Here is a 22,688-nt window from a genome sequence, read left to right as displayed (position 1 = left end):
GTCGTTACTCGCCGGGGTGGGCGAGCTCGATGTCGTGGCCGTCGACCCCGCGACCGGCCACGGTCAGCGCGCCGGCCACCGGCGGGTAGCCGGTCGCGATGACCGAGTACTCACCCGCGTCCAGGTCGGTGAAGGCGTACGCCCCGTCGTCCCCGGTCGTCGAGGTGGCGACCACATTGCCCGCCGCGTCGACCAGTGTGACCCGGGCGTCCGGCAGCGGCCGCCGGCCGGCACCGGCCCGCACGACGCCCTGCACCAGCGCACCGGACTGCAGTGCGGCCTCGATCCGGGTGACGCCCTGGCCGCCGATCTCCACCGGCAGCGCCAGCGGACGGAACCCTGCGGCGTTCACCGCGACGGTCACCGAACCGGGGACCAGCTCACCGAAGGTGAACTCGCCCGTCTCACCGGAGTTGCCGGTGGCCAGCACATTGCCGCGCACATCGGTCACGATGACCATGGCGCCCTCGACCGGCAAAGCGGTCTCGGCGGTCCGCACGATCCCGGCCAGGCCGCTCGTACCGGAGAGCAGGATGTCGTACGCGAGCGGCTCGTCACCGACGACCACGGTGGACGCCTGCGGCTGGAAGCCGTCGGCGGACGCGATCAGGACGTAGCTGCCGGAGCCCGGCGCGTCCAGACCGTAGCTGCCGTCGGCCTGGGCGACGGAGCGCCCCAGTTGCCGGCCGGCCAGCGAGATCAGCGTGACGGCGGCCCGTGCGACGGGTGCGCCCTCGGCGCCGCGCACCACACCGTGCACGGCCGTGCCCTGCAGGGTGGCGACCGGGGCTTCCAGGGTGTCGGCCGAGGAGACCGGGGCGGCCTGGGCCGTTGCCTGGGGTACCGGTGTGGCAGCGGTGGCCGGAGCCTCGACCGCCTCCGCGGCGGGAGCCGTGGCCGTGGCCGCGGCGTCGCTCGCGGAGTTCGTCTTCAGCGCGACCTCCTTGATGAAGATGGTGATCAGGAAGGCGATCAGCGCGGCCGGAGCGGCGTACAGGAAGACATCGCCGACACCGTGCCCGTAGGCGCTCTCCACGACCGTACGGACCGGTGCGGGCAGTTTGTCCAGGTCGGGGATGCCCCCGCCGCCGGTGCCACCGTGGCCCATGGCCGCGCCCTTGGGGCCGAGCTCGGCGAGGCCGTCCTGGACGTAGTGGGTGACGCGGTTCGCCATGACGGCGCCCAGCGCCGAGACGCCGATCGCACCACCGAGCGAACGGAAGAAGGTGACGACGGAGCTGGCCGAGCCGAGGTCGGACGGCGCGACCTGGTTCTGTGTGGCGAGCACCAGGTTCTGCATCATCATGCCGATGCCGAGACCCATGACGACCATGAAGACCGCGATGTGCCAGTACTCCGTGTCGTACCGGATGGTGCCCAGCAGCCCGAGCCCGGCGGTGACCAGGAAGCCGCCGGTGACCAGCCATGCCTTCCAGCGGCCGGTCCTGGAGATGATCTGGCCCGAGACCGTGGAGGAGACGAACAGACCCGCGATCATCGGGATCGTCATGACGCCGGACATCGTCGGCGACTTGCCGCGCGCCAGCTGGAAGTACTGGCTGAAGAAGACGGTGCCCGCGAACATCGCGATACCGACGAACAGCGAGGCCAGCGAGGCCAGCGTGATGGTGCGGTTGCGGAAGAGGCGCAGCGGGATGATCGGCTCGCTGGCCCTGGACTCGACGGCGATGAAGAGCCCGGTGAGCGCGGCGGAGCCGATGAGCATCGCGGCGGTCTGCCAGGAGAGCCAGTCGTACTTGTCGCCCGCGAAAGTCACCCAGAGGAGCAGCAGCGACACGGCGGCGCTGACGAAGAACGCACCCCACCAGTCGACCTTGACCTCACGCTTCACGACCGGGAGCTTCAGTGTCTTCTGAAGCACGATCAGCGCGATGACGGCGAACGGCACACCGACGTAGAAGCACCAGCGCCAGCCCATCCAGCTGGTGTCGGTGATGACACCGCCGAGCAGCGGACCACCGACGGTGGCGACGGCGTACACCGCACCGATGTATCCGCTGTAGCGACCGCGCTCACGCGGGGCGATCATCGCCGCCATCACGATCTGCGCGAGAGCGGAGAGACCGCCGACGCCGATGCCCTGGATGACACGGCAGGCGATCAGCATGCCGCTGCTGGTCGACATACCGGCGACGACCGAGCCCGCGACGTAGATGATGAGGGCTATCTGAACCAGCAACTTCTTGCTGAACAGGTCGGAGAGCTTGCCCCACAGGGGGGTGGTGGCGGTCATCGACAGCAGCGAGGCCGTGACGACCCAGGTGTAGGCGCTCTGGCCGCCGCCGAGGTCGGAGATGATCTCCGGAAGGGCGTTGGAGACGACCGTCGACGACAGGATCGCGACAAACATGCCGAGCATCAGCCCGGCCAGTGCTTCCATGATCTGCCGGTGTGTCATCGGCGCACCGGACGAGGCATCGGATGATCCCCCGTGCTTGGCGTGGCCGCCCCGCACACCGGTTGGTGTGGTCGTAGCCATTGAGGTCCTTGTCTTTGCTTCTGTTACACAGATGTACGGGTGTGCGAGTCGTTGTCGCTGTCGGCATGCCGGAAGCGGCAGCCGTCGATGTGCTTTCCGGGAGCGCACCCTCCGGGGCCGCGACAGGCAAAACTGTCGCGCAGTCTGGCCAACAGCGTGTTGAGCTGTCCGACGTCGTCGTCGGACCAGTCGGAGAGGTTGTGGATGAACATTTCGGTGGTCCGGCGGTTCAGATCGCGGAGCACGTCGTGTCCGGCGGGGGTCAGCCGCAGGATGCGGGACCGCTTGTCCGCCGGGTCCGAGGACCGTTCTATCCAGCCGCGCTCTGCCACATGGGCGACATGACGGCTGGTCACCGACATGTCGACGGCCATCAGCTCGGCCAGTCTGCTGATCCGCATTTCGCCGTGTTCACGGAGAAGTGCCAGTACGGCCGCCGAGCCGCCAGGGCATTCGGGGGGCAGCATGCGGGCGAGACCCCGCTTGACGGCCCCGATGGCGCTGAGCTGCCGGGCCAGTTCTTCGTACTGACTTCGTACGGCCACGGGCCCCCCAGACATCTCACCGGTTCATCTTGTTGCTTAGGGCAACCATATGAGCCGTTGGTTGCTGTAGGCAAACGAAACGGGACTTGCAGAAGTAAAGGAAAGCAAAAGGCTGTGTAGGGCTTGGGCCAAACGCCCAGCGTGTGCGAGAGGGGTCGGGGCGGGTGTGTCTCGTGCCACACCGGAGGTGCGGACGATGGCCCCGAAACGGCAGTAGGCCCCGAGCGTTACTCGGGGCCCGGCCGTCGCCCCGCAGGGGCATAAGGTGCCGCCGGACCGCTAGGGTCCTGACCCATGTCACACAACCGTTCCTTGGCGCCCGGCGCGAGGTGCTGTGCGTCTGGCGGGCCATTTCGAACGGTCTTGGATGACCTGGTTCTCCGCTTTCGCATCCCGGTGGCGGCACGCGTCACGCGCGTGATCCAGTCCGTGGCGGGCAGAGTCCCTGGTGCGAGAGGGGTCGAGCGTTGGCCGCAGGATCCTCTCCCACGTGACGACGCTACAGTTCCACAGGCTTCATATCGCAGTATCCGACGAGCACTTCACCCGATCGAGTGGGAATGCATTCATGCGTAATCAGCCGCCGGTAAATGGCAACCCCCAGGGCCCCGAGGGCAATTACGACCCCGCGGGCAGCACCCAGATGTTCCGCGCCTTCGTCGACGAAGGCGAGCCGCAGCGTCGGCAGCAGCCGGCCGCCTCGTCCGGACCGAAAACAGGGGTGATCGTCACCGTCGCCGCGGTGATCGTCGTCCTCGCAGCGGTCGCCTGGCTCGCGCTCGGCTGACCGGCGCACCGGCTCCTCCGTACCTCCTGCCTCCACCCGTCACTTCAATACGGCGGTGACGTCCCGGGTCTCGACATGCATACCCAGGGGTACCCGCCAGGCGTCCACACAGACGGTGTACGTCTTCGTCCGCGCCGCTCCCGCGTCGATCGGCGCGGGCAGCGGCGCGGTCGACTCGATGGTCGCCCAGTCGATCCCCAGTCCGCCGATGATGTGCGTGGCGAAGGTGGCGGTCCCCGAGCCTGCCGGTGATCCTCCGGTGTTGCGGAACTCCACGGTGACCTTCTCGCACCAGCGCTCGTCCGCTGCCGCCAGCTCGGGGGCACCCACCACCAGCACGGCAGGCCCCGCGGGTGCGGTGGAACCGGGCGCCGACGGGGTTGCGGGGCCCGTGGAGCCGCCTTCAGGGCCGCCCGAGTCAGCGGAGCCGGTCGTACCGCCTGTACCGTCGCCCGCGCTGCCGGTGCCGCTGCCCGCGCCGCCTGCGCCGGGGCCGGTTGTGCCGGGCGGCCGGTCGGCCGCGCCATTCGCAGTGCTCGTACCCCCGGAGCCGCCGCCCGCGGCGGAGGCGGCCGGCGAGGGCCCGCCGCCGTCGGCCCGGTCTCCGGCACTCCCACCGCCCTTGCCGCCCCTGTCCAGCGGCACCAGCGTCACCTTCCCCGACGGCGCCACCGCTCCCGACGGCGCTCTCTCGGGGCCCGCGCCTGCCGCGCCGACCGCCACGTAGCCGTCGTCCGCCGTCCCGCCGCCGCAGGCGGCCAGCGCGCCGCCCAGACACAGCACGGCCGCCGAGGCGGCGATCACGGTGCCCCGGCGGCCGGTCGAGTCGCGTATCTGACGTCGCATCGCGCCAGTGTGGCTGACGGTCCGTCAAATCGGAACCCTCGTGCCACGGTACGGCGGTTCGCGGCGGTCAGTCGGCGATGAGCCCTTCCCTGAGCTGGGCGAGCGTACGGGTCAGCAGGCGTGAGACGTGCATCTGTGAGATGCCGACCTCCTCGCCGATCTGGGACTGCGTCATGTTGGCGAAGAACCGCAGCATGATGATCTGGCGTTCGCGCGGCGGGAGCTTGGCCAGCAATGGCTTGAGCGATTCGCGGTACTCGACGCCCTCCAGCGCCGAGTCCTCGTATCCGAGCCGGTCCGCGAGGGAGCCCTCGCCGCCGTCGTCCTCGGGCGAGGGCGAGTCCAGCGAGGAGGCGGTGTACGCGTTGCCGACGGCCAGTCCGTCGACCACGTCCTCCTCGGAGACGCCGAGCGCCTTGGCCAGCTCGGGCACGGTCGGCGAGCGGTCGAGCTTCTGGGCGAGCTCGTCGCTGGTCTTGGTCAGCGCGAGCCGCAGCTCCTGGAGGCGGCGCGGGACACGAACCGACCACGAGGTGTCGCGGAAGAAGCGCTTGATCTCCCCGACGACGGTCGGCATCGCGAACGTCGGGAATTCCACGCCCCGTTCGCAGTCGAACCGGTCGATCGCCTTGATCAGGCCGATCGTGCCGACCTGGACGATGTCCTCCATCGGCTCGTTGCGGCTCCGGAACCGCGCCGCGGCGTAACGCACCAGCGGGAGGTTGAGCTCGATGAGTGTGTCCCGTACGTAGGCACGCTCCGGGCTGTCCGTTCCATCGGGGCCCGGCGCGGGCCCCAGCGCGGCGAGCCGCAGGAACAGGGAGCGGGACAGAGTGCGGGTGTCGATGGCTTCCGACGAGCTGGTGAGCACAACGGGTGCGGGTGCGCTCTTCGTGAGCGTGAGCACCTTCGAGCTGCCCTGTTCTGCGGACATGCCACCCCCTTGAGGTCGCGGACGGTCGCGTTGAGCCGCGACCATCGGAGGAACGCAGCCTCCACCTGAATACCGGCGGCGAGGCCACGCCAAACGCGGTTCCCGCAGAATGTCACATGTCGGCAACACGCTGTAGTGACATGTCGACAAGTCTTTGTGGCGTCTGTGCAGTTAACAGGGGGTGTGTGCCATTTCGGCCGCCCGAACCGGACTTCGAGTGCTCTACCCGTTCCGGTTACGCCTCGATCCTGTTTGCGGATCGAAGTCGGGCGAAACTACGGGCCAGCAGCCTTGACACATGCATCTGGGAGACACCCAGCTCGGCGCTGATCTGCGACTGCGTCAGATTGCTGTAGTAGCGCAGCAGCAGGATGCGCTGCTCGCGCTCGGGCAGCTGTACGAGCAGATGCCGGACCAGGTCGCGGTGCTCGACCCCGGCGAGGGCCGGGTCCTCGTAGCCGAGCCGGTCCAGCAGGCCGGGCAGTCCGTCGCCCTCCTGCGCGGCTTCCAGTGAGGTCGCGTGGTAGGAACGGCCGGCCTCGATGCAGGCCAGCACCTCGTCCTCGGAGATCCTCAGCCGCTCGGCGATCTCCGCGGTTGTGGGAGAGCGGCCGTGAGCGGTCGTCAGATCCTCGGTGGCGCCGGTGACCTGGACCCAGAGCTCGTGCAGCCGGCGCGGGACGTGGACGGTCCGTACGTTGTCCCGGAAGTACCGCTTGATCTCGCCGACGACGGTCGGCATCGCGAAGGTCGGGAACTGGACGCCGCGTTCGGGGTCGAACCGGTCGATGGCGTTGATCAGGCCGATCGTGCCGACCTGGACGACGTCCTCCATCGGCTCGTTGCGGCTCCGGAAGCGCGCCGCGGCGTACCGCACCAGGGGGAGGTTCGCCTCGATCAGCGCCGCCCGTACGCGGCCGTGCTCCGGGGTCCCCGGCTCCAGGTTCTTGAGTTGTCCGAAGAGGACCTGAGTGAGCGCCCTGGTGTCGGCGCCCCTGGTCCTGGTGGGCGGTGTCGTGCTGTCGGGCGTCTCGGTCTGGACCGTCTGGACCGTCTGGGCGGTCTGGGCGGTCTGGGGAGGCACTTGAGGCGCTGCACTGGCCGGCACGGTGACGCCACCCCTTTGCGGTCAACTTCGGTCAACTCATCCGTCAAAAGCGGTCATAGCATCACAAGACATGTCCACTGTGTGCAAGCACCGTATAGCTTCGTGTTGGGGTCAACTTGGTTTAAACACTAAGAAAAGCCCCTCGCCGTGGTGGCGAGGGGCTCAGGGGACCGGCCGGATCAGGCGGACCGGGCGAATCAGAACGGATAGTCGGCGATCACCCAGGTGGCGAACGCGCGCCACTGGCCGGCGGCGGCCTGATGGGCGGGGTGCTCGATGTACCGCTTCAGGGCGTCCTCGTCGGCGACCGCGGAGTTGATGGCGAAGTCGTACGCGATCGGCCGGTCGGTGATGTTCCAGGCGCACTCCCAGAACTCCAGCTCGGGGACCTGCCCCGCCAACTCCTGGAAGGCCTTCGCCCCGGCGACGACCCGCGGGTCGTCCCGCTCGATGCCGTCGTTCAGCTTGAACAGGACCAGATGGCGGATCATGGGGTACTCCTACTTCACGAGCTCGGACATGAAGTCGCCGACGCCCTGTGCGGCACTCGAAACGCCCTCGAACCCTACCTGGACAAGATCCGCCGCCCGGGCCGGAGACGTGATGATCGTGTACAGCACGAAGACGACTATCGCGTAGAGAGCTATCTTCTTCGCTTGCACCATCAGCCCCTGCCTCGCCTTCGATCCCCTGTGCAGTCGGGCGATTCTATCCGCACGGATGGCCGTATCCCTTTGGTGTTTCCGACCACTCACGGGGCCTTTAAGGACCAAGGGCCCGGCGATCGGGGCCCTTTGCCCGCTCGTAAGGCTTCCGCGAGGCCGCAGGATGGACGGTGAGCCCCGCAGATCCGGCAGGAATCCGCGGGGCGAGGAACGGGACCTCACTGTGGGGTTCTCGCCGCGAGCTTCCCCCCTGACTGCGGCGAGGGCTTGAGGGGCCTGTTCTCATCGGGGGGAGCGGCTTGTCCCCCAGATGCCGCTCCCCCCGGCCAACACTTCGCGGGCTGTGGTCCCGGGCGCGACGACCGACGCGCCCGGGACCACAGCCGTGTCCGTATCCGCGCGTGCAGGTGCGGAAAACCCGAAGGGCCCGACGCGATGCGCCGGGCCCTTCACAAGAGCGGTAGCGGAGGGATTTGAACCCTCGGTGAGTTTCCCCACACTCGCTTTCGAGGCGAGCTCCTTCGGCCGCTCGGACACGCTACCGAGAGAGAGCTTAGACCATTTTGGCCGTCCGTCGAAATCCGATTCGCCGCAGCAGGCCGCGGACGAGCGGAAGCCTGGTCAGAGGCCGCGGAAGAACGCCGTCAGCTGATCGGCGCAGACGTCCTCCAGCACTCCGTGGATCACCTCGGGGCGGTGGTTGAGCCGGCGGTCGCGTACGACGTCCCAGAGCGAGCCCGCCGCGCCTGCCTTCTCGTCCCGCGCCCCGTAGACCACCCGGTCCACGCGGGACTGCACCAGCGCGCCCGCGCACATCGTGCAGGGCTCCAGGGTGACCACCAGGGTGCATCCGGACAGCCGCCATTGACCGAGCGCCGCTGCGGCCCGGCGGACGGCGAGGATCTCGGCGTGCGCGGTCGGGTCGCCGGTCGCCTCGCGTTCGTTGTGTCCCGTGGCGAGCAGGGAACCGTCCGGGCCGAGCACGACGGCGCCGACCGGCACATCGCCGGCCCGCGCCGCCAGGTCGGCCTCGGCCAGGGCGCGGCGCATGTGCGCCCGCCACGGGTCTCTCACGGGATCGTGCGGGTCTCTTACGGGTTCGTGCGGTTCCGGCGGTCCTTGCGGGTGCGGTGGTTCGCTCACCCGCGGACCCTAACGGACGGTCTCCAGGACCTCGGCCGCACCCAGCGCGTCCGCGATCTCCACCAGTGCGTCCGTGCGCAGCATCAGCAGCTCCGCCTCGGGGAGCCCGAGGTCGGCCAGGATCCCGGTGTCACCGAGCGGGCCTGCCGGTACTGCGTCGGCATCGTTTTCGTCGTCGTTGTCGTTGTCATCGTCGTTGTCGGGGGTGATGTCCGGCTCGCCGTCCTCCGTACCGTCGAGGCCGACGAGCTCTTCGAGGGCGGCAATCGTGTCCTCGGCCCCGGGTTCGCGGCCGAGCAGTTCATCGGTGAGCAGGATCTCCCCGTACGAGGAGCGGGCTGCGGCGGTGGCGTCCGAGATGAAGATCCGGGGGTCCTCCTCACCGTCCACCCGGACGACGCCGAACCAGGCGTCCTCCTGCTCGATGAAGACGAGCACAGTGTCCTCGTCCACCGAGGCCTCACGGGCCAGATCCGTCAGGTCGGACAGGGTCTCCACATCGTCGAGTTCCGTGTCGCTCGCTTCCCACCCGTCTTCGGTGCGCGCGAGCAGTGCGGCGAAGTACACCGTGACTCTCCCACTGGTCATAGGGGTGTCGGTCCGGCGGGAGGGCAGCCGGTGGCCCGGCTGTCCTGCGTCCCGCCCATCGGAATCGTGGCAGAAACATAGGCCTTGCGAGAGGAGTTCGGCCGTTGCGTCGGCCATCAGTTCTCCTGGACGCCGCCACCAGGGGGACACCGGGCCGCCGTCCGACCTACCAGCGGAAGGTCCGCATCCGCATGGCCTGGCGCATCCGGGCCGCCCTGGCCCGGCGCGGCTGGACCCGATCGCGGAGCGCCTTCGCCTCATGAAGCTCGCGCAGGAACTGGGCGCGCCGCCTGCGGCGTGCCGCGTCGGCCTCCTGCGGGTCCTGTTGGACCTCTGCGTCCTGCGGGGCCGGCGTGTCCGGCCGGCCCCGCTTCCGCTGTTCTCCGTCCGGCATCGGCTCATCACCCCAAGGCTGGGTCCGTATGCCCCCACCTTCCCTCCGAACGTGTGGTTGATGCCAGCGCACGGGTGCGGGAGGCCCGGTTACTGTTGAACCCATGCGGATCCACGTCGTCGACCACCCACTGGTCGCGCACAAACTCACCACCCTGCGCGACAAGCGCACCGACTCCCCGACCTTCCGGCGGCTCGCCGACGAGCTGGTCACCCTGCTCGCCTACGAGGCCACCCGGGATGTGCGCACCGAACAGGTCGACATCGAGACCCCGGTCACACCGACGACCGGTGTCAAGCTGTCGCACCCGCGCCCCCTGGTCGTACCGATCCTGCGGGCCGGTCTCGGCATGCTCGACGGCATGGTCCGGCTGCTGCCGACCGCCGAGGTGGGCTTCCTGGGCATGATCCGCGACGAGGAGACGCTGCAGGCGTCCACGTACGCGACGCGGATGCCGGAGGACCTCTCCGGTCGCCAGGTGTACGTCCTGGACCCGATGCTGGCCACCGGCGGCACGCTGGTCGCGGCCATTCAGGAACTGATCAAGCGCGGTGCGGACGATGTCACCGCGGTCGTGCTGCTCGCGGCGCCCGAGGGCGTCGAGGTGATGGAACGCGAGCTGGCGGGTACGCCGGTGACCGTGGTCACTGCCTCGGTCGACGAGCGGCTCAACGAGAACGGCTACATCGTCCCGGGCCTCGGTGACGCGGGCGACCGGATGTACGGCACGGTCGGCTAGAGCCCCGAGCGGGATGTGCTGACGGCTGCCGGGGTCGACCCGGCAGCCGTCAGCAGGACGGTGAGGGGGCGGGCTTCGCCAGGGCGGCGAGGGCCGCGGCGGCCGACTGGGGCGTACTGAACGCCTTGAACTTCGTACCGAGAATCAGATCGACGTCTGCCGTCTTGCGGGCGTCGGTCTTCGCAACGGCCCCCTGCAGCTGTGTAGCGAGGACCGGGAACGAGCCGTTCGTGGCCGACGGGGCGCCCAGCAGCACCCCCGGACCTGTGACCTTCTTGTCGTACGCGGCCGAGGCGTTCCCCACCTTGCCGATGGTGAAGCCGCGCTTCTTCAGCTCGTCGGCGGCCTTCTTGGCGAGCCCGCTGCGCGGTGTCGCGTTGTAGATGTTGACGGTGATCTTCGCGGGCTTCGGCAGCGCCTTGGCGGGCGCGGACGGCTTTGCTGACGCGCAGTCCGTCGAGTGGTCGGCGGCGCCGGCCTTCCTGTTGCTGCCCGTGAAGACATCGATGAGCTGCAGCGTGCCCCATCCGGCCAGCCCGAGGGCAACCACGGAAGTGGTGGCAGTGAGGATCAGTTTGCCGCGACGCCGGGGGCGGCGCATGCGCGGGTACTTGTCGCCCGTGATGCGGTACTTTCCGCCCATGCCGGGGGGAGTGAGCATGCTCATGGGCGCAGCGTAGTGCGACCCGGTGATGATGCCTACTAAATGATCAATGGATCGCACCCGTCCGGGTGTGAAAGCACCCGAACGAACCCGGAGCGGCCCGCAGGGCTTGCGGGTCCGAGGAGGGAACCCGCCGGGCTCCGTCAGCCGAGTTCGAGTACCCGGGCGTGCAGTACCTGGCGCTGCTGGAGCGCGGCGCGGACCGCGCGGTGCAGTCCATCTTCCAGGTAGAGGTCGCCCTGCCACTTCACGACGTGCGCGAACAGGTCGCCGTAGAACGTCGAGTCCTCGGCGAGGAGGGTCTCCAGGTCCAGATTGCCCTTGGTCGTCACCAGTTGATCGAGGCGGACCGGGCGCGGCGCGACATCCGCCCACTGCCGGGTGCTTTCCCGGCCGTGGTCGGGATATGGCCGCCCATTTCCGATGCGCTTGAAGATCACACGGAAAGCCTACCGGGCAGGAGCCTCCGGGCGCAGCCAAGGGGTGGGACTGCGATGCTGGCAAGAACGCCATAAAAGCGGGCATTTCGGGATAGGGGCCGTGGTGAGTGACAGCGACAGCACGGGCGGAGACGCGGGTTCGGGCACTGGCGGAGGTTCGGACACCGACGAGCCGGACACGGGCGTGGCGTCGGGCGGAGGTGCCGGGGTTCTGCCGCAGCCGGCGCAGGAGATCGCTGCCGGGTACGCCGTCTTTGGGGCCGCCCTCGATCTGGGCGCGTTGCTCTGGGACGGTGTGTGCCTGCCGGATGCGCAGATCCGGATTCCGCTGGCGATGCTCAACCGGCACGGACTCGTCGCGGGCGCCACCGGCACCGGCAAGACCAAGACGCTCCAGCTGATCGCCGAACAGCTCTCGGCCAACGGTGTTCCGGTCTTCCTCGCAGACATCAAGGGCGATGTCTCGGGCATTGCCGCTCCCGGCGCGCCGGGCGACAAGGTCACCGAGCGGGCCGGGCAGGCCGGACAGGAGTGGGAGGCCAAGAGCTTCCCGTGCGAGTTCTACGCGCTCGGTGGCATCGGGCCCGGCATTCCGCTGCGGGCGACGGTCACCAGCTTCGGTCCCGTACTCCTGTCCAAGGTGCTGCAACTCAACCGGACACAAGAGCAGTCGCTCGGCCTGATCTTCCACTACGCCGATGCCAAGGGCCTGGAGCTGGTCGATCTCAAGGATCTGCGGGCCGTCGTCGCGTTTCTCGTCTCGGACACGGGCAGGGCCGAACTCAAGGAGATCGGCGGGCTCTCCACGGCGACGGCCGGAGTGATCCTGCGGTCGGTCACCGCCTTCGAGCAGCAGGGCGCGAGCGACTTCTTCGGCGAACCGGAGTTCGATACGGCCGAGTTCCTGCGGCAAGCGCCGGACGGGCGTGGGCTGGTCTCCGTACTGGAACTGGCGGCCGTGCAGGACAAACCCCAGCTCTTCTCAACGTTCCTGATGTGGCTGCTCGCCGATCTCTTCCACGATCTGCCGGAGGTCGGCGACCTCGACCGGCCGAAGCTCGTCTTCTTCTTCGACGAGGCGCATCTGCTCTTCAGTGGGGCTTCGAAGGCATTCCTGGAGTCGATCACCCAGACGGTGCGGCTGATCCGCTCAAAAGGCGTGGGCATCTTCTTCGTCACGCAGACGCCGCGCGACGTGCCCGGCGATGTGCTGGCCCAGCTGGGCAACCGGGTGCAGCACGCGCTGCGCGTCTTCACTCCCGACGATGCGAAGGCGCTGCGGTCGACGGTGAAGACGTTTCCGAACTCGTCCTACGACCTGGAGGAGTTGCTGACCCAGCTGGGTATCGGCGAGGCCGCGATCACGGTGCTGAGCGAGAAGGGCGCGCCGACTCCGGTCGCCGCGACCCGGCTGCGGGCGCCGCAGTCGCTGATGGGGCCGTATCCCTCCGCCGAGCTGGACGCGGCTGTGAAGGGCTCGTCGCTGTACGGGCGTTACGCGCAGGCGGTGGACCGGGAATCGGCGTACGAGAAGCTGAGCGCCGAACAGGAGGCGAAGCAGCGGGCCGAGGCGGAGGCTGCGGACAGGGCGGCGGTGGAGGAGGCGGTGAGGGGAGGGGAACGGGCCGGGGGCAGGGCTTCCTCGGGTGGGGCCGGGAAGGCGTCCAAGGAGGATGCCTCGCTGGTCGAGCAGGTGGTGGCGAGCGGGATGTTCCGGTCGCTGGCACGGTCCGTCGGGACACAGTTGGGGCGGGAGATCTCGCGGTCGCTCTTCGGTACGGCCCGCCGCAGGCGGTAGTTCTCGGCGGCGGGCGGCGCTGTTGTTCGTCGGCTACTTCTCGACTGCGCGTTTGGTCGCCCTGGCCGCCTGTTTGGCCTGCTGCTTGAACGCGCGGACCTCGGCGAGTGATTCCGGGCCGGTGATGTCGGCGACCGACCGGCGCGAATCCGCCGCGCCGTACGGCCCGGCCGCCTCCCGCCAGCCCGAAGGCCGGACCCCGAACTGCTTGCCCAGCAGCGCCAGGAAGATCTGCGCCTTCTGGGTGCCGAACCCCGGCAGGGCGTTCAGCCGTTTCCGCAGCTCGGCCCCGCTGGAGACATCGCTCCACACTGCGCTCGCGTCGCCGTCGTACTCCGCCACCAGGTACTGGCACAACTGCTGTACCCGCTTGGCCATGGAGCCCGGATAGCGGTGCAGGGCCGGTTTTGCGGTGAAGAGTTCGGCGAAGGCCTCCGGGTCGTACGCGGCGATCCCATGGGCGTCCAGGTCGTCTCCGCCCATCCGCCCGGCCAGGGTGTACGGGCCGGAGAAGGCCCATTCCATCGGCACCTGCTGGTCCAGCAGCATGCCGACCAGAGCGGCGAGCGGGCTGCGCGCGAGGAGCTCGTCCGCCTCCGGCTGCTGGGCGATCCGCAGGGTGATGTCCTGGTCCTTGTTGCTCTTGGTCATGTCTTCGATCATCCCGACGGCGGCGCGGCCCGGCCACCCCACTCCCGCCGATGCAGCCGTTTGCCGCTGGATTCCGTTCGAGGAGGCGACGCGACGGCGGCTACCGAGTGTGACTGTCAGTGACGGCTGGCAGTCTCGGAAATGTGGACATCGACAACTGGAGGTTCTTTCCGGAGTGTTGGAGCAGGTACTGGATCGCCGCCCGGGACCTGGTCGATCCCGAGGAGGCCGATGAGGAGGCCGACGACGAGGCGGTGGTGGTGGGATCGCTGGGTCTTCCGGCCGCCGGTGAGGAGCAGATAGCCGCGCTGGAGCAGCGGGTGGGGCTGGTGCTGCCGCCGTCGTACCGGACGTTCCTCCAGGTCTCCGACGGCCGGCGACACGCGAGCCGTTCGGTCTGCCTGCCGGGTGTCGCGGAGCGCGTCGAGGCGCTCGTCCGGCAGGCCACCTTCAGTGACCCCTCCTGTCGCGCTCATGGTCAGAGAGTGGCCGGCGGACCCGGAGTGTGACATCCGGGGCGGCTGCGGGGCCGACGTGATTCGCGGGACCGTACGAACGGTCCGGATGCCCGAAGGGGCAGCGCCGGCTGCCCCTGGCCGGCGGGGTCCGGGCTGGACGAGGCAGTGACACGTCGTGAAGGTGGAGTGGTGGGGCCATCACGACGCGCCTTCGACCGGGGCGCGGTCAGGGGAGATGACGATGCACGCACAGGAATGGGACCAGGAACACGACCACGAGCGGGATCACGGGCACGGGCAGGAGCACGACGAAGCCCTGCACGCGTCCAGGGCGACCGAGGGCCGGGAAGCGGCGGACACCCCGCACCTCTACCGTGCGGCCGTCGCCGGGCGGGCCGATGTGGTCGGGGCCGGCGGCATGAGCGTGCTCCAACGGGCGGTCGGCAACAGCGCCGTGGGGTCGATGCTCCAGAGGCGGGAGGAGGAAGAGCGCTCCCCCGTGCACGACGTGGTCTCGTCCGGCGGCGGGCAGCCCCTGGACACCGATACCCGCACCGATCTGGAGGGGCGGATGGGTGCGGACTTCTCCGACGTACGCATCCACACCGGTTCCGCCGCGCACGAGTCGGCGAAGGGCGTGGGCGCCCATGCGTACACGGTCGGCAACAACGTGGTCTTCCAGCGGGACGCGTACGATCCGTCCTCGCCGCAGGGCCGCACCACGCTGGCCCATGAGCTCACCCATGTGATCCAGCAGCGCAACGGCCCGGTGGAGGGTACGGAGGCGCCGGGCGGTATCAGGGTGAGCGATCCGTCCGACCGGTTCGAGCGGGAGGCCGTCGCGAACGCCGACCGGGTGCTGTCGGACCCGGCCCCTGCCCCGGTTTCGGCGGCTGCGACAGGGGCGCCCGGTCATGACTCGTCCCCCATCGCGAGGCCTGCTGTGCAAAGGGCGGCGACGGAGGACGAGGACGAGCAACCTGCCGATGTGCAGGGCTCCTTCGTCCAACGGGCGGAGGAAGGGGCCGAGGAGGAGGAAGAGGCTCCGCCTGCTTGACGGGTCCGCGGACCGGCCGGCCCGATCCGCGCTGTCAGCCCGCGGTGTCCGTCCGCATCGTGCCGCCGAGGAACAGCGACTCCGCACACCGCGAAGGCGTCGGCGCGTTCACCGGCTTGCCCACCTTCCGGCAGTCGACGGTCATCGTGACCTTGCCGCCCGCGGGCACCAGGATCGGCGTGACGAAGTGGTAGTCGGAGTCCCGGAAGTTCTCCAGCGCGAGTCGGAGCACGGGCGCGTTACGCCCGGAGGAGACCATGAGCGTTCCCGCGTCGCCCTGCGGGTTCTGGACCACGATGTCCGTCAGCTGGAAGGTGTGCCCGGTGGGCACCTGAAGGGCCGTCGAGGTGTTCGACCCACCGCCCACCGAGTCCCTGACCTGCACCTGCGCACTGGTCGGGGCGGCGGCGGCCGCGGCGGCCGCGCCGTCGGATGCGCCGGGGCTCGGTGAGGGGCTGGGCTTCGGCGAGCCCCCGTTCGCACCGGAGGAGTCGCCTCCGCCCGATCCCGGTCCGGCCGTCGAGCCGTTGTCCGGGGCCTTGCTCTTGTCGGCCGCGGCCGCGGCGGCGGACCGGACCGCGTCCGGCGTGATCGCCTCCCGGGCCGCCGACTTCACGGCCGGTCGCAGCAGCGCGTACCAGAGCCCGACCAGCGCGATCAGCAGCACAGCCGCGGTGATGAGGGCCCGGGGAAGCCAGCGCGGCAGGATCGGCTCCTGCTGGTACGAGCCGTCCAGGACCACCGGTGCGACCGGGTCCTGACCCTCCGCCACAACCGGTGTGGCGACCACCTGGAAGGGATGCGTGACCGGCGTACCGCGCCACACGCGCTTCGCCGGCCGGATCCGCAGCTTTCCGAACTCCGCCCGGCCGGGCGCGATCTGCAACGTGTCCGCCGCGAACGTGACCCGGGCCCGCTCCGTACCCGACTGGGCCCCCAGCCGCACGGTCGCGGGGGTGTTTCCCCGGTTGTCGACGGCGAGTTGGTGCCTGCCGCGCCACGCACCGTGCGAGCTGCGCGGTACCAGCTCGGCGGTCGTCTCGGTGAAGGGGAGTACGGTCACCCGCCCTTCGGGCACCACCGTGTCGCCCTGCTCGCTGGTGGGCACCACCCGGATCCCGAAGGGCGTCTCACCCGCGAGTACGGTCGAGTCCCGGGGCGGACGCAGGACGAGAGAAACGGCCTGGGTGTCGCCCGGATACAGCGACAGGCTCGCCGGTTCCACGGTCGACCAGGCGGCACAGGCACCGACCACCTCGAAGCGGTATTCCTCGACGGTGTTGCCGGAGTTGAGGATCCGCAGGGGGAGGGCCGTCTCCTCGCCCGGTGCGGCAGTGACGGACGAATCGTCGAGGCTTGCCGTGAGACTCATAGGGCGCACCGTAGGGTCGGCGCCAAACGTCGACATCGGCCGTGAAGGAACACTTCCGGGCAGATCCTGTGCCCGGATCGGCTTTTTTGTTTCCCTGTAGGTATACGCGGGAATCGTTTGACCGCCTCAAGACGAATGAGGCACACAAGAACAGCCGTGATGGTTGTGTTCAGTGTGATGCCATCGGCTGTTGCCCAGGGGGAGCATTGCCATGGAGCGCACCACTGTCGCATTAAGGGCCCAGGATCCGATCTCGCAGGCGGGCGTGGCCAGTCAGTTACGAGCCCGGCCGGAGGTCAGCGTGACGGACTGGGGGGAGGGCGACTCCTCACCCCAGATCGTGGTCGTCGTCGTGGACGCGGTCGATGACGAGGTGCTGACGATGCTGCGCCACATTCAGCGCACCAGCACCTCACGAACCGTCCTCGTCACCACGGACATCGACGAGCAGAAGCTGGTGAGCGCCGCGGAGTGCGGCGTCGCCGGTGTGGTCAGGCGCTCCGAGTCGACCCCGGAGCATCTGGTGCAGGTCATAGGGACGGTGGCGCGGGGCGAGGGCCATCTGCCCTCCGACCTGCTGGGAAGGCTGCTCGAGGAGGTGGGTCGCCTCCAGGGACAGGTGCTCGGTCCGCGCGGCCTGCACTTCACCGGTCTCGCGGCGCGTGAGGTGGATGTGCTGCGCCTGGTCGCGGAGGGGTACGACACCGCGGACATCGCGACGAAGCTGGCCTACTCCGAGCGCACGATAAAGAACGTGCTGCATTCGGTGATGACCCGGCTGCAACTGCGGAACCGGTCGCACGCGGTGGCGTACGCGATGCGGCAAGGGCTGATCTAGCCGTCCGGTACGGGTGCATCCGGCAGATACAGCAAGCCCCCGCTGCCCGAAAGGGCAGCGGGGGCTTCCCGGGGGTGTGACTCCCGCACCGCTGCGGGCCGGCTGCGCGTACGGGACCGTGGGGTCCGGTACGCCGAACGGCCGAGGGTGGGGGAGGACTTCCGTGCGCTGGTTCCAGCCGCATCAGCGGTCGCCGCGGTCAGGGTCGCGGACGGGTCCGGTGGCCACGTCCCGGTTGTCCGCCCCGCGCAGGCCCTTCGCCGTGCTCCGTGTCCCGGCGCTGGCCCTTCTCCTCGTGGCCACCGGTGTCGCCCCCGGCTCGGCCGTCACTTCCGGGGCGCCGGCGGTGGGGGTACCCGAGCCCTGGGTCACCCCTGCCGAGTTCACCGACGCGGTCGACCCCGGCGGCTCCACCGGCGTGGACAAGCAGGTGCGTACGCCCGCGATTCCGCCGAGGCCCGATGTGGTGCTGCTGGTGGACGGAACGAAGAGCATGAAGGACCCGATTACTAGCGTGCGGGAAAACCTGACCCAGATCACCGACGCGATCCGGGCCGAGCAGTCGGACTCCCGGTTCGCCGTAGCCACCTTCGGGGACCAGGAAGGCGATGCGAACGCCGGATTCCAGGTGCTGACCGAGCTCACGACCGACGACACCAAGATCAGAGAGGGTGTCGGCGGCCTCGACATCGGACTGGGCGGCGAGAGCCGCGGTCCGTCCGAGGACTGGATCAACGGGCTGTGGCAGATCGCCAACGGCGCAGGCGGGAAGACCGTGTTCCGCGAAGGGGCCAGCCCCGTCATCGTGGTGGTCAGCGACGCGTCCAGCCACTCGCCCAGCAACGGCCACTCCATCGACGACACGATCTTCGCCCTTCAGGACAAGAACGTCCGGGTGATCGGTGTGGACGTGGAGAGCAAGGTCGGCGACGGGATGAACGGCAACGGTGACGCACACAACCCCGACAACCCCGACTACGTCGAGGACCCGCCCACCACACCCGGTCAGGCGACGCGCATCGTTGGCGCCACCAACGGCCGACTGCTGGAAGGCATCGACGGGAAACAGGTGGCGGACGCGATCATCGAGGGCTTCAACAACCTCCCCACCTCCGTCGGCTACCGCCTCGACAACTGCGACCCTCACCTGTCCGTCAGCCTCGACCCGCCAACCCGGCAGCTCACCAGCGGAGAAACCGCGCACTTCGCGGAGAACATCGACGTCTCCGCGGACGCGCCCCAGGGCACCCGGCTGAGCTGCACCGTCCAGTTCCTGATGGGCACCCAGGTCCCGGGTACGGACACGATCGGGCCGGCCGCGGCGGCCGATCCCGACTTCCAGGAGCAGATCCACATTGATGTGAACGACATCGACGCGCCCGTCGTCACCGTGGACGATCTGACCGTCCGGGCCAAGGACAAGAAGGGCGCGCGCGTGACGTACGACGCCACCGGCCAGGACGCCACCGACGGCACGCTTCCGGTGACCTGCGCCCCTGCCTCCGGTTCGCTCTTCCCGGTCGGCCGCACCACGGTGACCTGCTCGGCGACCGACTCGGCGGGCAACACGGGGACGGACACGGCGGAGATCGAGGTACTGGAGGCCCCCGTCCCGCCCTCGGCGGATGTGGCGATGAAGGCCGACGTCAGCCCGGACCGTACGTACACCGGCCGCCCGGCCCGTGCCCGCTTCGTCGTCACCAATGCCGGTCCGGACCCGGCGACCGGCGTGGTCATCGGCTCCACCTGGCCGAAGCCGTCCAAGGGGAAGGACCGCAGCCTGCCCGCCCTGACCCGTTGCACAGCGGCGAAACCGTGCACCATTCCGGCCGGTGGCCGCATCGAGGTGACCCAGACCGGTACGTACCGCGCGGCGATCACCGGGGACGTACGGGCCACCGTGCGCGGCACGCTGCCGGACCGCCGCAAGGCCAACAACCAGGACACCGACCGGCTGCGCGTCCTGAAACCCTCGCTGACCGTCACCCCGCAGGTCGCCAAACCGGGCCAGCCGGTGCTGGCCCGCGGCAAGGACTACCCGCCGGGCGCGACCGTACGTTTCACGTGGAACACCGGGATCACCCCCGGGGGAGCGACGGTCACGGTGGGCCGCGACGGCACCTTCGAGGTCCAGGTCCTGGTCCTGCGCAAGGACAAGCTGGGCCCGCGCGAGCTGCGGGCGGACTCGCGCGACCTCGTCCGGCTGAAGAAACCGGTCCTTGTGGTGCAGCGGAATCTGCAGCCACCGGACTTCGCGGGCCGCGCATGAGCGCCGGTGACCATATGGGAGTGATCGGGTGATCCACGAGGTCGACGACGTACTGCGGGCGTTGATCAGGGCGGAGGTACTCGAAGGCGGCCAGATCGCGGTGGTCTTCGACGCCCCGACCCGGGAATGGGCGGCGAAGGTCAACGCGCCCATGGTCAACCTGTATCTCTACGACATCCGCGAGGACATGCGCAGGCGCGAACGGGGTCTGCACAACGACTACGACGAGCGGGGCACGATCATCGCCCGCCGCCGCCCGCCCCGGTTCTTCAAGCTGTCGTACCTGATCACGGCATGGACGAAGCGCCCGGAGGACGAACACCGGCTGCTCTCGTCGCTGCTCGGCTGTCTGCTGCGTTACGAGGCGCTGCCCCCGGAGCGGCTGGCGGGCACCCTGGCCGAGATCGGGGCGCCGGTACCGATGTCGATCGCGCTGCCGCCGCCGGAGGACCGCTCGTTCGCCGACGTGTGGAGCGCACTGGGTGGCGAGTTGAAACCCTCGCTGGACCTGGTGATCAGCGTGCCGGTGACGGCGTCGCCGAGCTATGTGGTCGGGCCGCCGGTGGGGGACGAGGGGTTGCAGGCCCGCTTCGGGGACGTACCCGAGGGGGCCGAGCCGGTGTCGGAACCGATGCCGGGGCGCGGGGGCCTCCCGGTGTATGGAGGCCGCCCGGGGCGGCCGGGCGGGGGCGCAGCCTCGCGCATCCCCGACGCGGAACGGCGACGCGGTCTGTCCCTCCGCATCGTGGAGACCCGGAAGGCCCGTACGGGGACCGGGCGGGCTCGCACGGAGGCCGGGGACGCCCGCGCGGAGTCCCGGAAGGCCCGTACGGAGGATGGCGCCGAATGACCACCGCTGGTGATCCGAACCTGAGCCATCTCCTCGCCCGCGCGGTGGCGGTGGAGCAGCGCATCCGACGGGCGGTCGAGGCCCGGCAGCGCACCGATCCGGACCCGGACGACGCCTTCCGCGGTCTCTATCTCACGGACGAGAACATTGCCCGCCTGCTGGACGAGAACGAGGCCCGCGCCTTCCCGTACCCCGTACCGTCCGCTGCCCCCGACTTCGACGGGGAGTCGGCGGAACACTCCAGACTGGCTTCCCTGGCGGGCGAGTTCGGCCTCACCGACCTCGATGTCGAGATGCTCCTCATCTCGCTCGTACCGGATCTCGACGACCGCTTCGAGGCGTTCTACGGCTACCTGAACGACGATGTCACCCGCCGCCGTCCGTCCATCGGCCTGGCGCTGGGCCTGTGCGGGCTGTCCCCCGCCGACCAGGTGGCGCGCGGCCGGCTGTCGGCCCGTGCCCCGCTCCGTGAGGGCCGCCTCCTCCTGGTCGAGGACCTGGACCGGCCGTTCCTGACCCGGGCGCTGCGCATCCCCGACCGGGTCACCGCACACCTCCTGGGCGACGACACCCCCGACCCGCGGCTGGCCGATCTCCTCGCCCCCTGGCACGCCGTACCGGGCGTCGGAGACCCGGCGCCGCTCGCCGGGGCCCTCGCCCACGGCGCCTCGCTGGCCTACCTCCGCGAGGACCAGGGCGGTGCGGGCACCGCCCTCGCAGCCTCCGCGCTGACCCGCGCGGGCCACCGGGTCCTGGGCCTGGACCTGGCGCGACTGGCCGAGGACCCGTCACCCGCCGAGGCGGTCCGCTCCCTGGTCCGCGAGGCCAGGCTGACCGGCGCGGGCGTGGTCTGCGCCCCGCTCGACGCGGTCTCCCGCGAACACCCGGAGCTCCTCCGGCTGCTCACCGGCACCCCGGTCCCCACGATCCTGGTGGGCCGGGCCCCCTGGGACGCGGCCTGGTCCGCCGCCCCGCCCCTCCTCCTGCACGCCCCACGCGTGGAACCCTCGACCAGAGCGGCCCTCTGGACCGACGCGTACGACGCCCCCGTCCCCGAGACCATCGATGTGGACCGGCTGCTCTCGCCGTTCCTCCTCACCCCGGAACAGATCACCCGCGCGGCCCGGGGCGCCGCCCAGACCACCCACCTGGACGGCGGCACCCTCACCCCCGACCACGTCCGCCAGGGCGCCCGCGCCCAGAACGCGGCGGGCCTGGACCGCCTGGCCCGCCGCATCGAACCCACCGTCACCTGGAACGACCTGGTCCTCCCGCCGGACACCCATGCCCAGCTCCGCGAACTCACGGCCCGCGCGAGACATCGCGACCGGGTCCTGGGGGAGTGGGGCATGCGCCCCGGCGGCGGCCGGGGACGGGGCGTGTCCGCCCTCTTCGCGGGCGACTCCGGCACCGGCAAGACGATGTCGGCGGAGGTCATCGCCGCGGACCTGGGCCTGGACCTCTACACGGTGGACCTGGCGACGGTGATCGACAAGTACGTGGGCGAGACGGAAAAGAACCTGGAACGCATCTTCTCGGAGGCCGCAGGCGTGAATGGCGTCCTCCTCTTCGACGAGGCCGACGCGATCTTCGGCAAGCGCTCGGACGTGAAGGACGCCCACGACCGCTACGCGAACGTCGAGAGCGCGTACCTCCTCCAGCGCATGGAGTCCTTCGACGGCCTGGCCATCCTGGCCACCAACCTCCGGGCCAACCTGGACGACGCGTTCACCCGCCGTCTGGACCTCGTCATCGACTTCCCGGTCCCCGACCCCGAACAGCGCCTCGTCCTCTGGGAGCGCTGCCTGGGCCCCGTACTCCCCCGGGGCAAGGACCTGGACCTCGCCTTCTGCGCGGAGAACTTCGAGCTGGCGGGCGGCAACATCCGCTCGATCGCGGTGACGTCCGCGTACCTGGCGGCGGACACGGACGAGCCGGTGACGATGCCGACGCTGATCCACGCGATCCAGCGCGAGTACCAGAAGCTGGGCCGGCTGACCCTGGCGTCGGAGTTCGGCCCGTACCTGGAGCTGCTGGCGTGA

Annotated in this window: 23 protein-coding genes and 1 tRNA gene; 9 read left to right on the top strand and 15 right to left on the bottom strand. The window is 69.8% G+C overall.

The features are described 5' to 3' along the window. Positions 1-4 precede the first annotated feature (4 nt). Positions 5-2,500, bottom strand: a complete 2,496-nt coding sequence (locus tag OG953_RS20980; protein ID WP_405686077.1) for an MFS transporter — start codon at positions 2,498-2,500, stop codon at positions 5-7. A 23-nt stretch (positions 2,501-2,523) separates the two neighbouring features. Beyond that, a complete protein-coding gene (locus OG953_RS20975; protein WP_405686075.1) occupies positions 2,524-3,045 on the bottom strand; it encodes a MarR family winged helix-turn-helix transcriptional regulator in 522 nt (173 codons plus the stop codon). A gap of 568 nt (positions 3,046-3,613) precedes the next feature. Here OG953_RS20975 and OG953_RS20970 point away from each other — a divergent pair. After that, on the top strand, positions 3,614-3,832 hold the full coding sequence (locus OG953_RS20970; RefSeq protein ID WP_405686073.1) for a hypothetical protein: 219 nt from the start codon (positions 3,614-3,616) through the stop codon (positions 3,830-3,832). Positions 3,833-3,871: 39 nt separating this feature from the next. Here OG953_RS20970 and OG953_RS20965 read toward each other — a convergent pair whose 3' ends face one another. From OG953_RS20965 to OG953_RS20925, 9 genes are all read right to left on the bottom strand, one after another. Beyond that, positions 3,872-4,678, bottom strand: a complete 807-nt coding sequence (locus OG953_RS20965) for a hypothetical protein (RefSeq protein ID WP_405686071.1) — start codon at positions 4,676-4,678, stop codon at positions 3,872-3,874. Between the two features lie 67 nt (positions 4,679-4,745). Next, the gene (locus OG953_RS20960) at positions 4,746-5,612 is read right to left on the bottom strand and encodes an RNA polymerase sigma factor SigF (RefSeq protein ID WP_093900059.1); all 867 of its coding nucleotides are present in this window, start codon (positions 5,610-5,612) and stop codon (positions 4,746-4,748) included. Between the two features lie 235 nt (positions 5,613-5,847). Continuing rightward, entirely contained in the window at positions 5,848-6,720 is an 873-nt protein-coding gene (locus OG953_RS20955) for an RNA polymerase sigma factor SigF (RefSeq protein WP_405686070.1), read from the bottom strand. 197 nt (positions 6,721-6,917) lie between these two features. After that, entirely contained in the window at positions 6,918-7,211 is a 294-nt protein-coding gene (locus OG953_RS20950) for a Dabb family protein (protein ID WP_405686068.1), read from the bottom strand. 9 nt (positions 7,212-7,220) lie between these two features. Next, positions 7,221-7,385 (bottom strand): hypothetical protein, encoded by a 165-nt coding sequence (locus OG953_RS20945; RefSeq protein ID WP_176740478.1) that lies wholly within the window; start codon positions 7,383-7,385, stop codon positions 7,221-7,223. 458 nt (positions 7,386-7,843) lie between these two features. After that, positions 7,844-7,928: transfer RNA gene (locus tag OG953_RS20940), tRNA-Ser, on the bottom strand. A 78-nt stretch (positions 7,929-8,006) separates the two neighbouring features. Further along, positions 8,007-8,528: a tRNA adenosine(34) deaminase TadA gene (tadA, locus tag OG953_RS20935; RefSeq protein WP_405686066.1), complete on the bottom strand. Its 522-nt coding sequence runs from the start codon at positions 8,526-8,528 to the stop codon at positions 8,007-8,009. Positions 8,529-8,537: 9 nt separating this feature from the next. Then, on the bottom strand, positions 8,538-9,095 hold the full coding sequence (locus OG953_RS20930) for a hypothetical protein (protein WP_405691956.1): 558 nt from the start codon (positions 9,093-9,095) through the stop codon (positions 8,538-8,540). Positions 9,096-9,282: 187 nt separating this feature from the next. Further along, entirely contained in the window at positions 9,283-9,510 is a 228-nt protein-coding gene (locus OG953_RS20925; protein ID WP_383976996.1) for a hypothetical protein, read from the bottom strand. A gap of 103 nt (positions 9,511-9,613) precedes the next feature. On the opposite strand from OG953_RS20925, the gene upp reads away from it, so the two are divergent. Then, positions 9,614-10,249, top strand: coding sequence for a uracil phosphoribosyltransferase (upp, locus tag OG953_RS20920; RefSeq protein WP_350988165.1), 636 nt, complete (start codon positions 9,614-9,616; stop codon positions 10,247-10,249). Between the two features lie 49 nt (positions 10,250-10,298). On the opposite strand, the gene OG953_RS20915 is transcribed toward upp, so the two are convergent. Further along, the gene (locus OG953_RS20915) at positions 10,299-10,892 is read right to left on the bottom strand and encodes a LytR C-terminal domain-containing protein (RefSeq protein ID WP_405691955.1); all 594 of its coding nucleotides are present in this window, start codon (positions 10,890-10,892) and stop codon (positions 10,299-10,301) included. A gap of 164 nt (positions 10,893-11,056) precedes the next feature. Further along, positions 11,057-11,353 carry a type II toxin-antitoxin system VapB family antitoxin gene (locus OG953_RS20910; protein WP_072488263.1) on the bottom strand — a complete coding sequence of 99 codons (297 nt, stop codon included), beginning with the start codon at positions 11,351-11,353 and terminating at the stop codon, positions 11,057-11,059. Between the two features lie 184 nt (positions 11,354-11,537). Here OG953_RS20910 and OG953_RS20905 point away from each other — a divergent pair, with 184 nt between their 5' ends. Further along, entirely contained in the window at positions 11,538-13,151 is a 1,614-nt protein-coding gene (locus tag OG953_RS20905) for a helicase HerA-like domain-containing protein (protein ID WP_405691953.1), read from the top strand. A 33-nt stretch (positions 13,152-13,184) separates the two neighbouring features. Here OG953_RS20905 and OG953_RS20900 read toward each other — a convergent pair whose 3' ends face one another. Then, a complete protein-coding gene (locus OG953_RS20900; protein ID WP_405686065.1) occupies positions 13,185-13,802 on the bottom strand; it encodes an HhH-GPD-type base excision DNA repair protein in 618 nt (205 codons plus the stop codon). A 143-nt stretch (positions 13,803-13,945) separates the two neighbouring features. Between OG953_RS20900 and OG953_RS20895 the strand changes: the two genes are divergently transcribed. Both OG953_RS20895 and OG953_RS20890 read left to right on the top strand, forming a co-directional pair. After that, positions 13,946-14,311 (top strand): SMI1/KNR4 family protein, encoded by a 366-nt coding sequence (locus OG953_RS20895; protein WP_405686063.1) that lies wholly within the window; start codon positions 13,946-13,948, stop codon positions 14,309-14,311. A gap of 190 nt (positions 14,312-14,501) precedes the next feature. Continuing rightward, positions 14,502-15,317 carry a DUF4157 domain-containing protein gene (locus tag OG953_RS20890; RefSeq protein ID WP_405686061.1) on the top strand — a complete coding sequence of 272 codons (816 nt, stop codon included), beginning with the start codon at positions 14,502-14,504 and terminating at the stop codon, positions 15,315-15,317. A 34-nt stretch (positions 15,318-15,351) separates the two neighbouring features. On the opposite strand, the gene OG953_RS20885 is transcribed toward OG953_RS20890, so the two are convergent. After that, positions 15,352-16,689 carry a hypothetical protein gene (locus OG953_RS20885; protein WP_405686059.1) on the bottom strand — a complete coding sequence of 446 codons (1,338 nt, stop codon included), beginning with the start codon at positions 16,687-16,689 and terminating at the stop codon, positions 15,352-15,354. 211 nt (positions 16,690-16,900) lie between these two features. Here OG953_RS20885 and OG953_RS20880 point away from each other — a divergent pair, with 211 nt between their 5' ends. The 4 genes from OG953_RS20880 to OG953_RS20865 all read left to right on the top strand — a co-directional run bounded on the left by OG953_RS20880 (position 16,901) and on the right by OG953_RS20865 (position 22,688). Further along, the gene (locus OG953_RS20880; protein ID WP_405686057.1) at positions 16,901-17,527 is read left to right on the top strand and encodes a response regulator transcription factor; all 627 of its coding nucleotides are present in this window, start codon (positions 16,901-16,903) and stop codon (positions 17,525-17,527) included. A gap of 220 nt (positions 17,528-17,747) precedes the next feature. Next, positions 17,748-19,796 carry a VWA domain-containing protein gene (locus OG953_RS20875; RefSeq protein ID WP_405686055.1) on the top strand — a complete coding sequence of 683 codons (2,049 nt, stop codon included), beginning with the start codon at positions 17,748-17,750 and terminating at the stop codon, positions 19,794-19,796. Between the two features lie 28 nt (positions 19,797-19,824). Then, on the top strand, positions 19,825-20,646 hold the full coding sequence (locus OG953_RS20870; protein ID WP_405686053.1) for a DUF4255 domain-containing protein: 822 nt from the start codon (positions 19,825-19,827) through the stop codon (positions 20,644-20,646). Next, the gene (locus tag OG953_RS20865) at positions 20,643-22,688 is read left to right on the top strand and encodes an ATP-binding protein (protein ID WP_405686051.1); all 2,046 of its coding nucleotides are present in this window, start codon (positions 20,643-20,645) and stop codon (positions 22,686-22,688) included. Before OG953_RS20870 ends, OG953_RS20865 begins: the two co-directional genes overlap by 4 nt.

This window comes from Streptomyces sp. NBC_00057 (genome assembly GCF_045041165.1).
GTDB lineage: Bacteria > Actinomycetota > Actinomycetes > Streptomycetales > Streptomycetaceae > Streptomyces.
Note: the sequence above shows the minus strand (reverse complement) of the source record. Positions and strands in the feature narration are given on the sequence as shown.

Excerpts from the sequence above, each read along its gene's own strand:
- OG953_RS20915 (WP_405691955.1), bottom strand. The coding sequence starts at position 10,892 with ATGGGCGGAAAGTACCGCATCACGGGCGACAAGTACCCGCGCATGCGC.
- OG953_RS20980 (WP_405686077.1), bottom strand. The coding sequence starts at position 2,500 with ATGGCTACGACCACACCAACCGGTGTGCGGGGCGGCCACGCCAAGCAC.
- OG953_RS20880 (WP_405686057.1), top strand. The coding sequence starts at position 16,901 with ATGGAGCGCACCACTGTCGCATTAAGGGCCCAGGATCCGATCTCGCAG.
- OG953_RS20865 (WP_405686051.1), top strand. The coding sequence starts at position 20,643 with ATGACCACCGCTGGTGATCCGAACCTGAGCCATCTCCTCGCCCGCGCG.
- OG953_RS20970 (WP_405686073.1), top strand. The coding sequence starts at position 3,614 with ATGCGTAATCAGCCGCCGGTAAATGGCAACCCCCAGGGCCCCGAGGGC.
- OG953_RS20885 (WP_405686059.1), bottom strand. The coding sequence starts at position 16,689 with ATGAGTCTCACGGCAAGCCTCGACGATTCGTCCGTCACTGCCGCACCG.
- OG953_RS20925 (WP_383976996.1), bottom strand. The coding sequence starts at position 9,510 with ATGCCGGACGGAGAACAGCGGAAGCGGGGCCGGCCGGACACGCCGGCC.
- OG953_RS20965 (WP_405686071.1), bottom strand. The coding sequence starts at position 4,678 with ATGCGACGTCAGATACGCGACTCGACCGGCCGCCGGGGCACCGTGATC.
- OG953_RS20960 (WP_093900059.1), bottom strand. The coding sequence starts at position 5,612 with ATGTCCGCAGAACAGGGCAGCTCGAAGGTGCTCACGCTCACGAAGAGC.
- upp (WP_350988165.1), top strand. The coding sequence starts at position 9,614 with ATGCGGATCCACGTCGTCGACCACCCACTGGTCGCGCACAAACTCACC.
- OG953_RS20900 (WP_405686065.1), bottom strand. The coding sequence starts at position 13,802 with ATGACCAAGAGCAACAAGGACCAGGACATCACCCTGCGGATCGCCCAG.
- OG953_RS20890 (WP_405686061.1), top strand. The coding sequence starts at position 14,502 with ATGCACGCACAGGAATGGGACCAGGAACACGACCACGAGCGGGATCAC.
- OG953_RS20950 (WP_405686068.1), bottom strand. The coding sequence starts at position 7,211 with ATGATCCGCCATCTGGTCCTGTTCAAGCTGAACGACGGCATCGAGCGG.
- OG953_RS20945 (WP_176740478.1), bottom strand. The coding sequence starts at position 7,385 with ATGGTGCAAGCGAAGAAGATAGCTCTCTACGCGATAGTCGTCTTCGTG.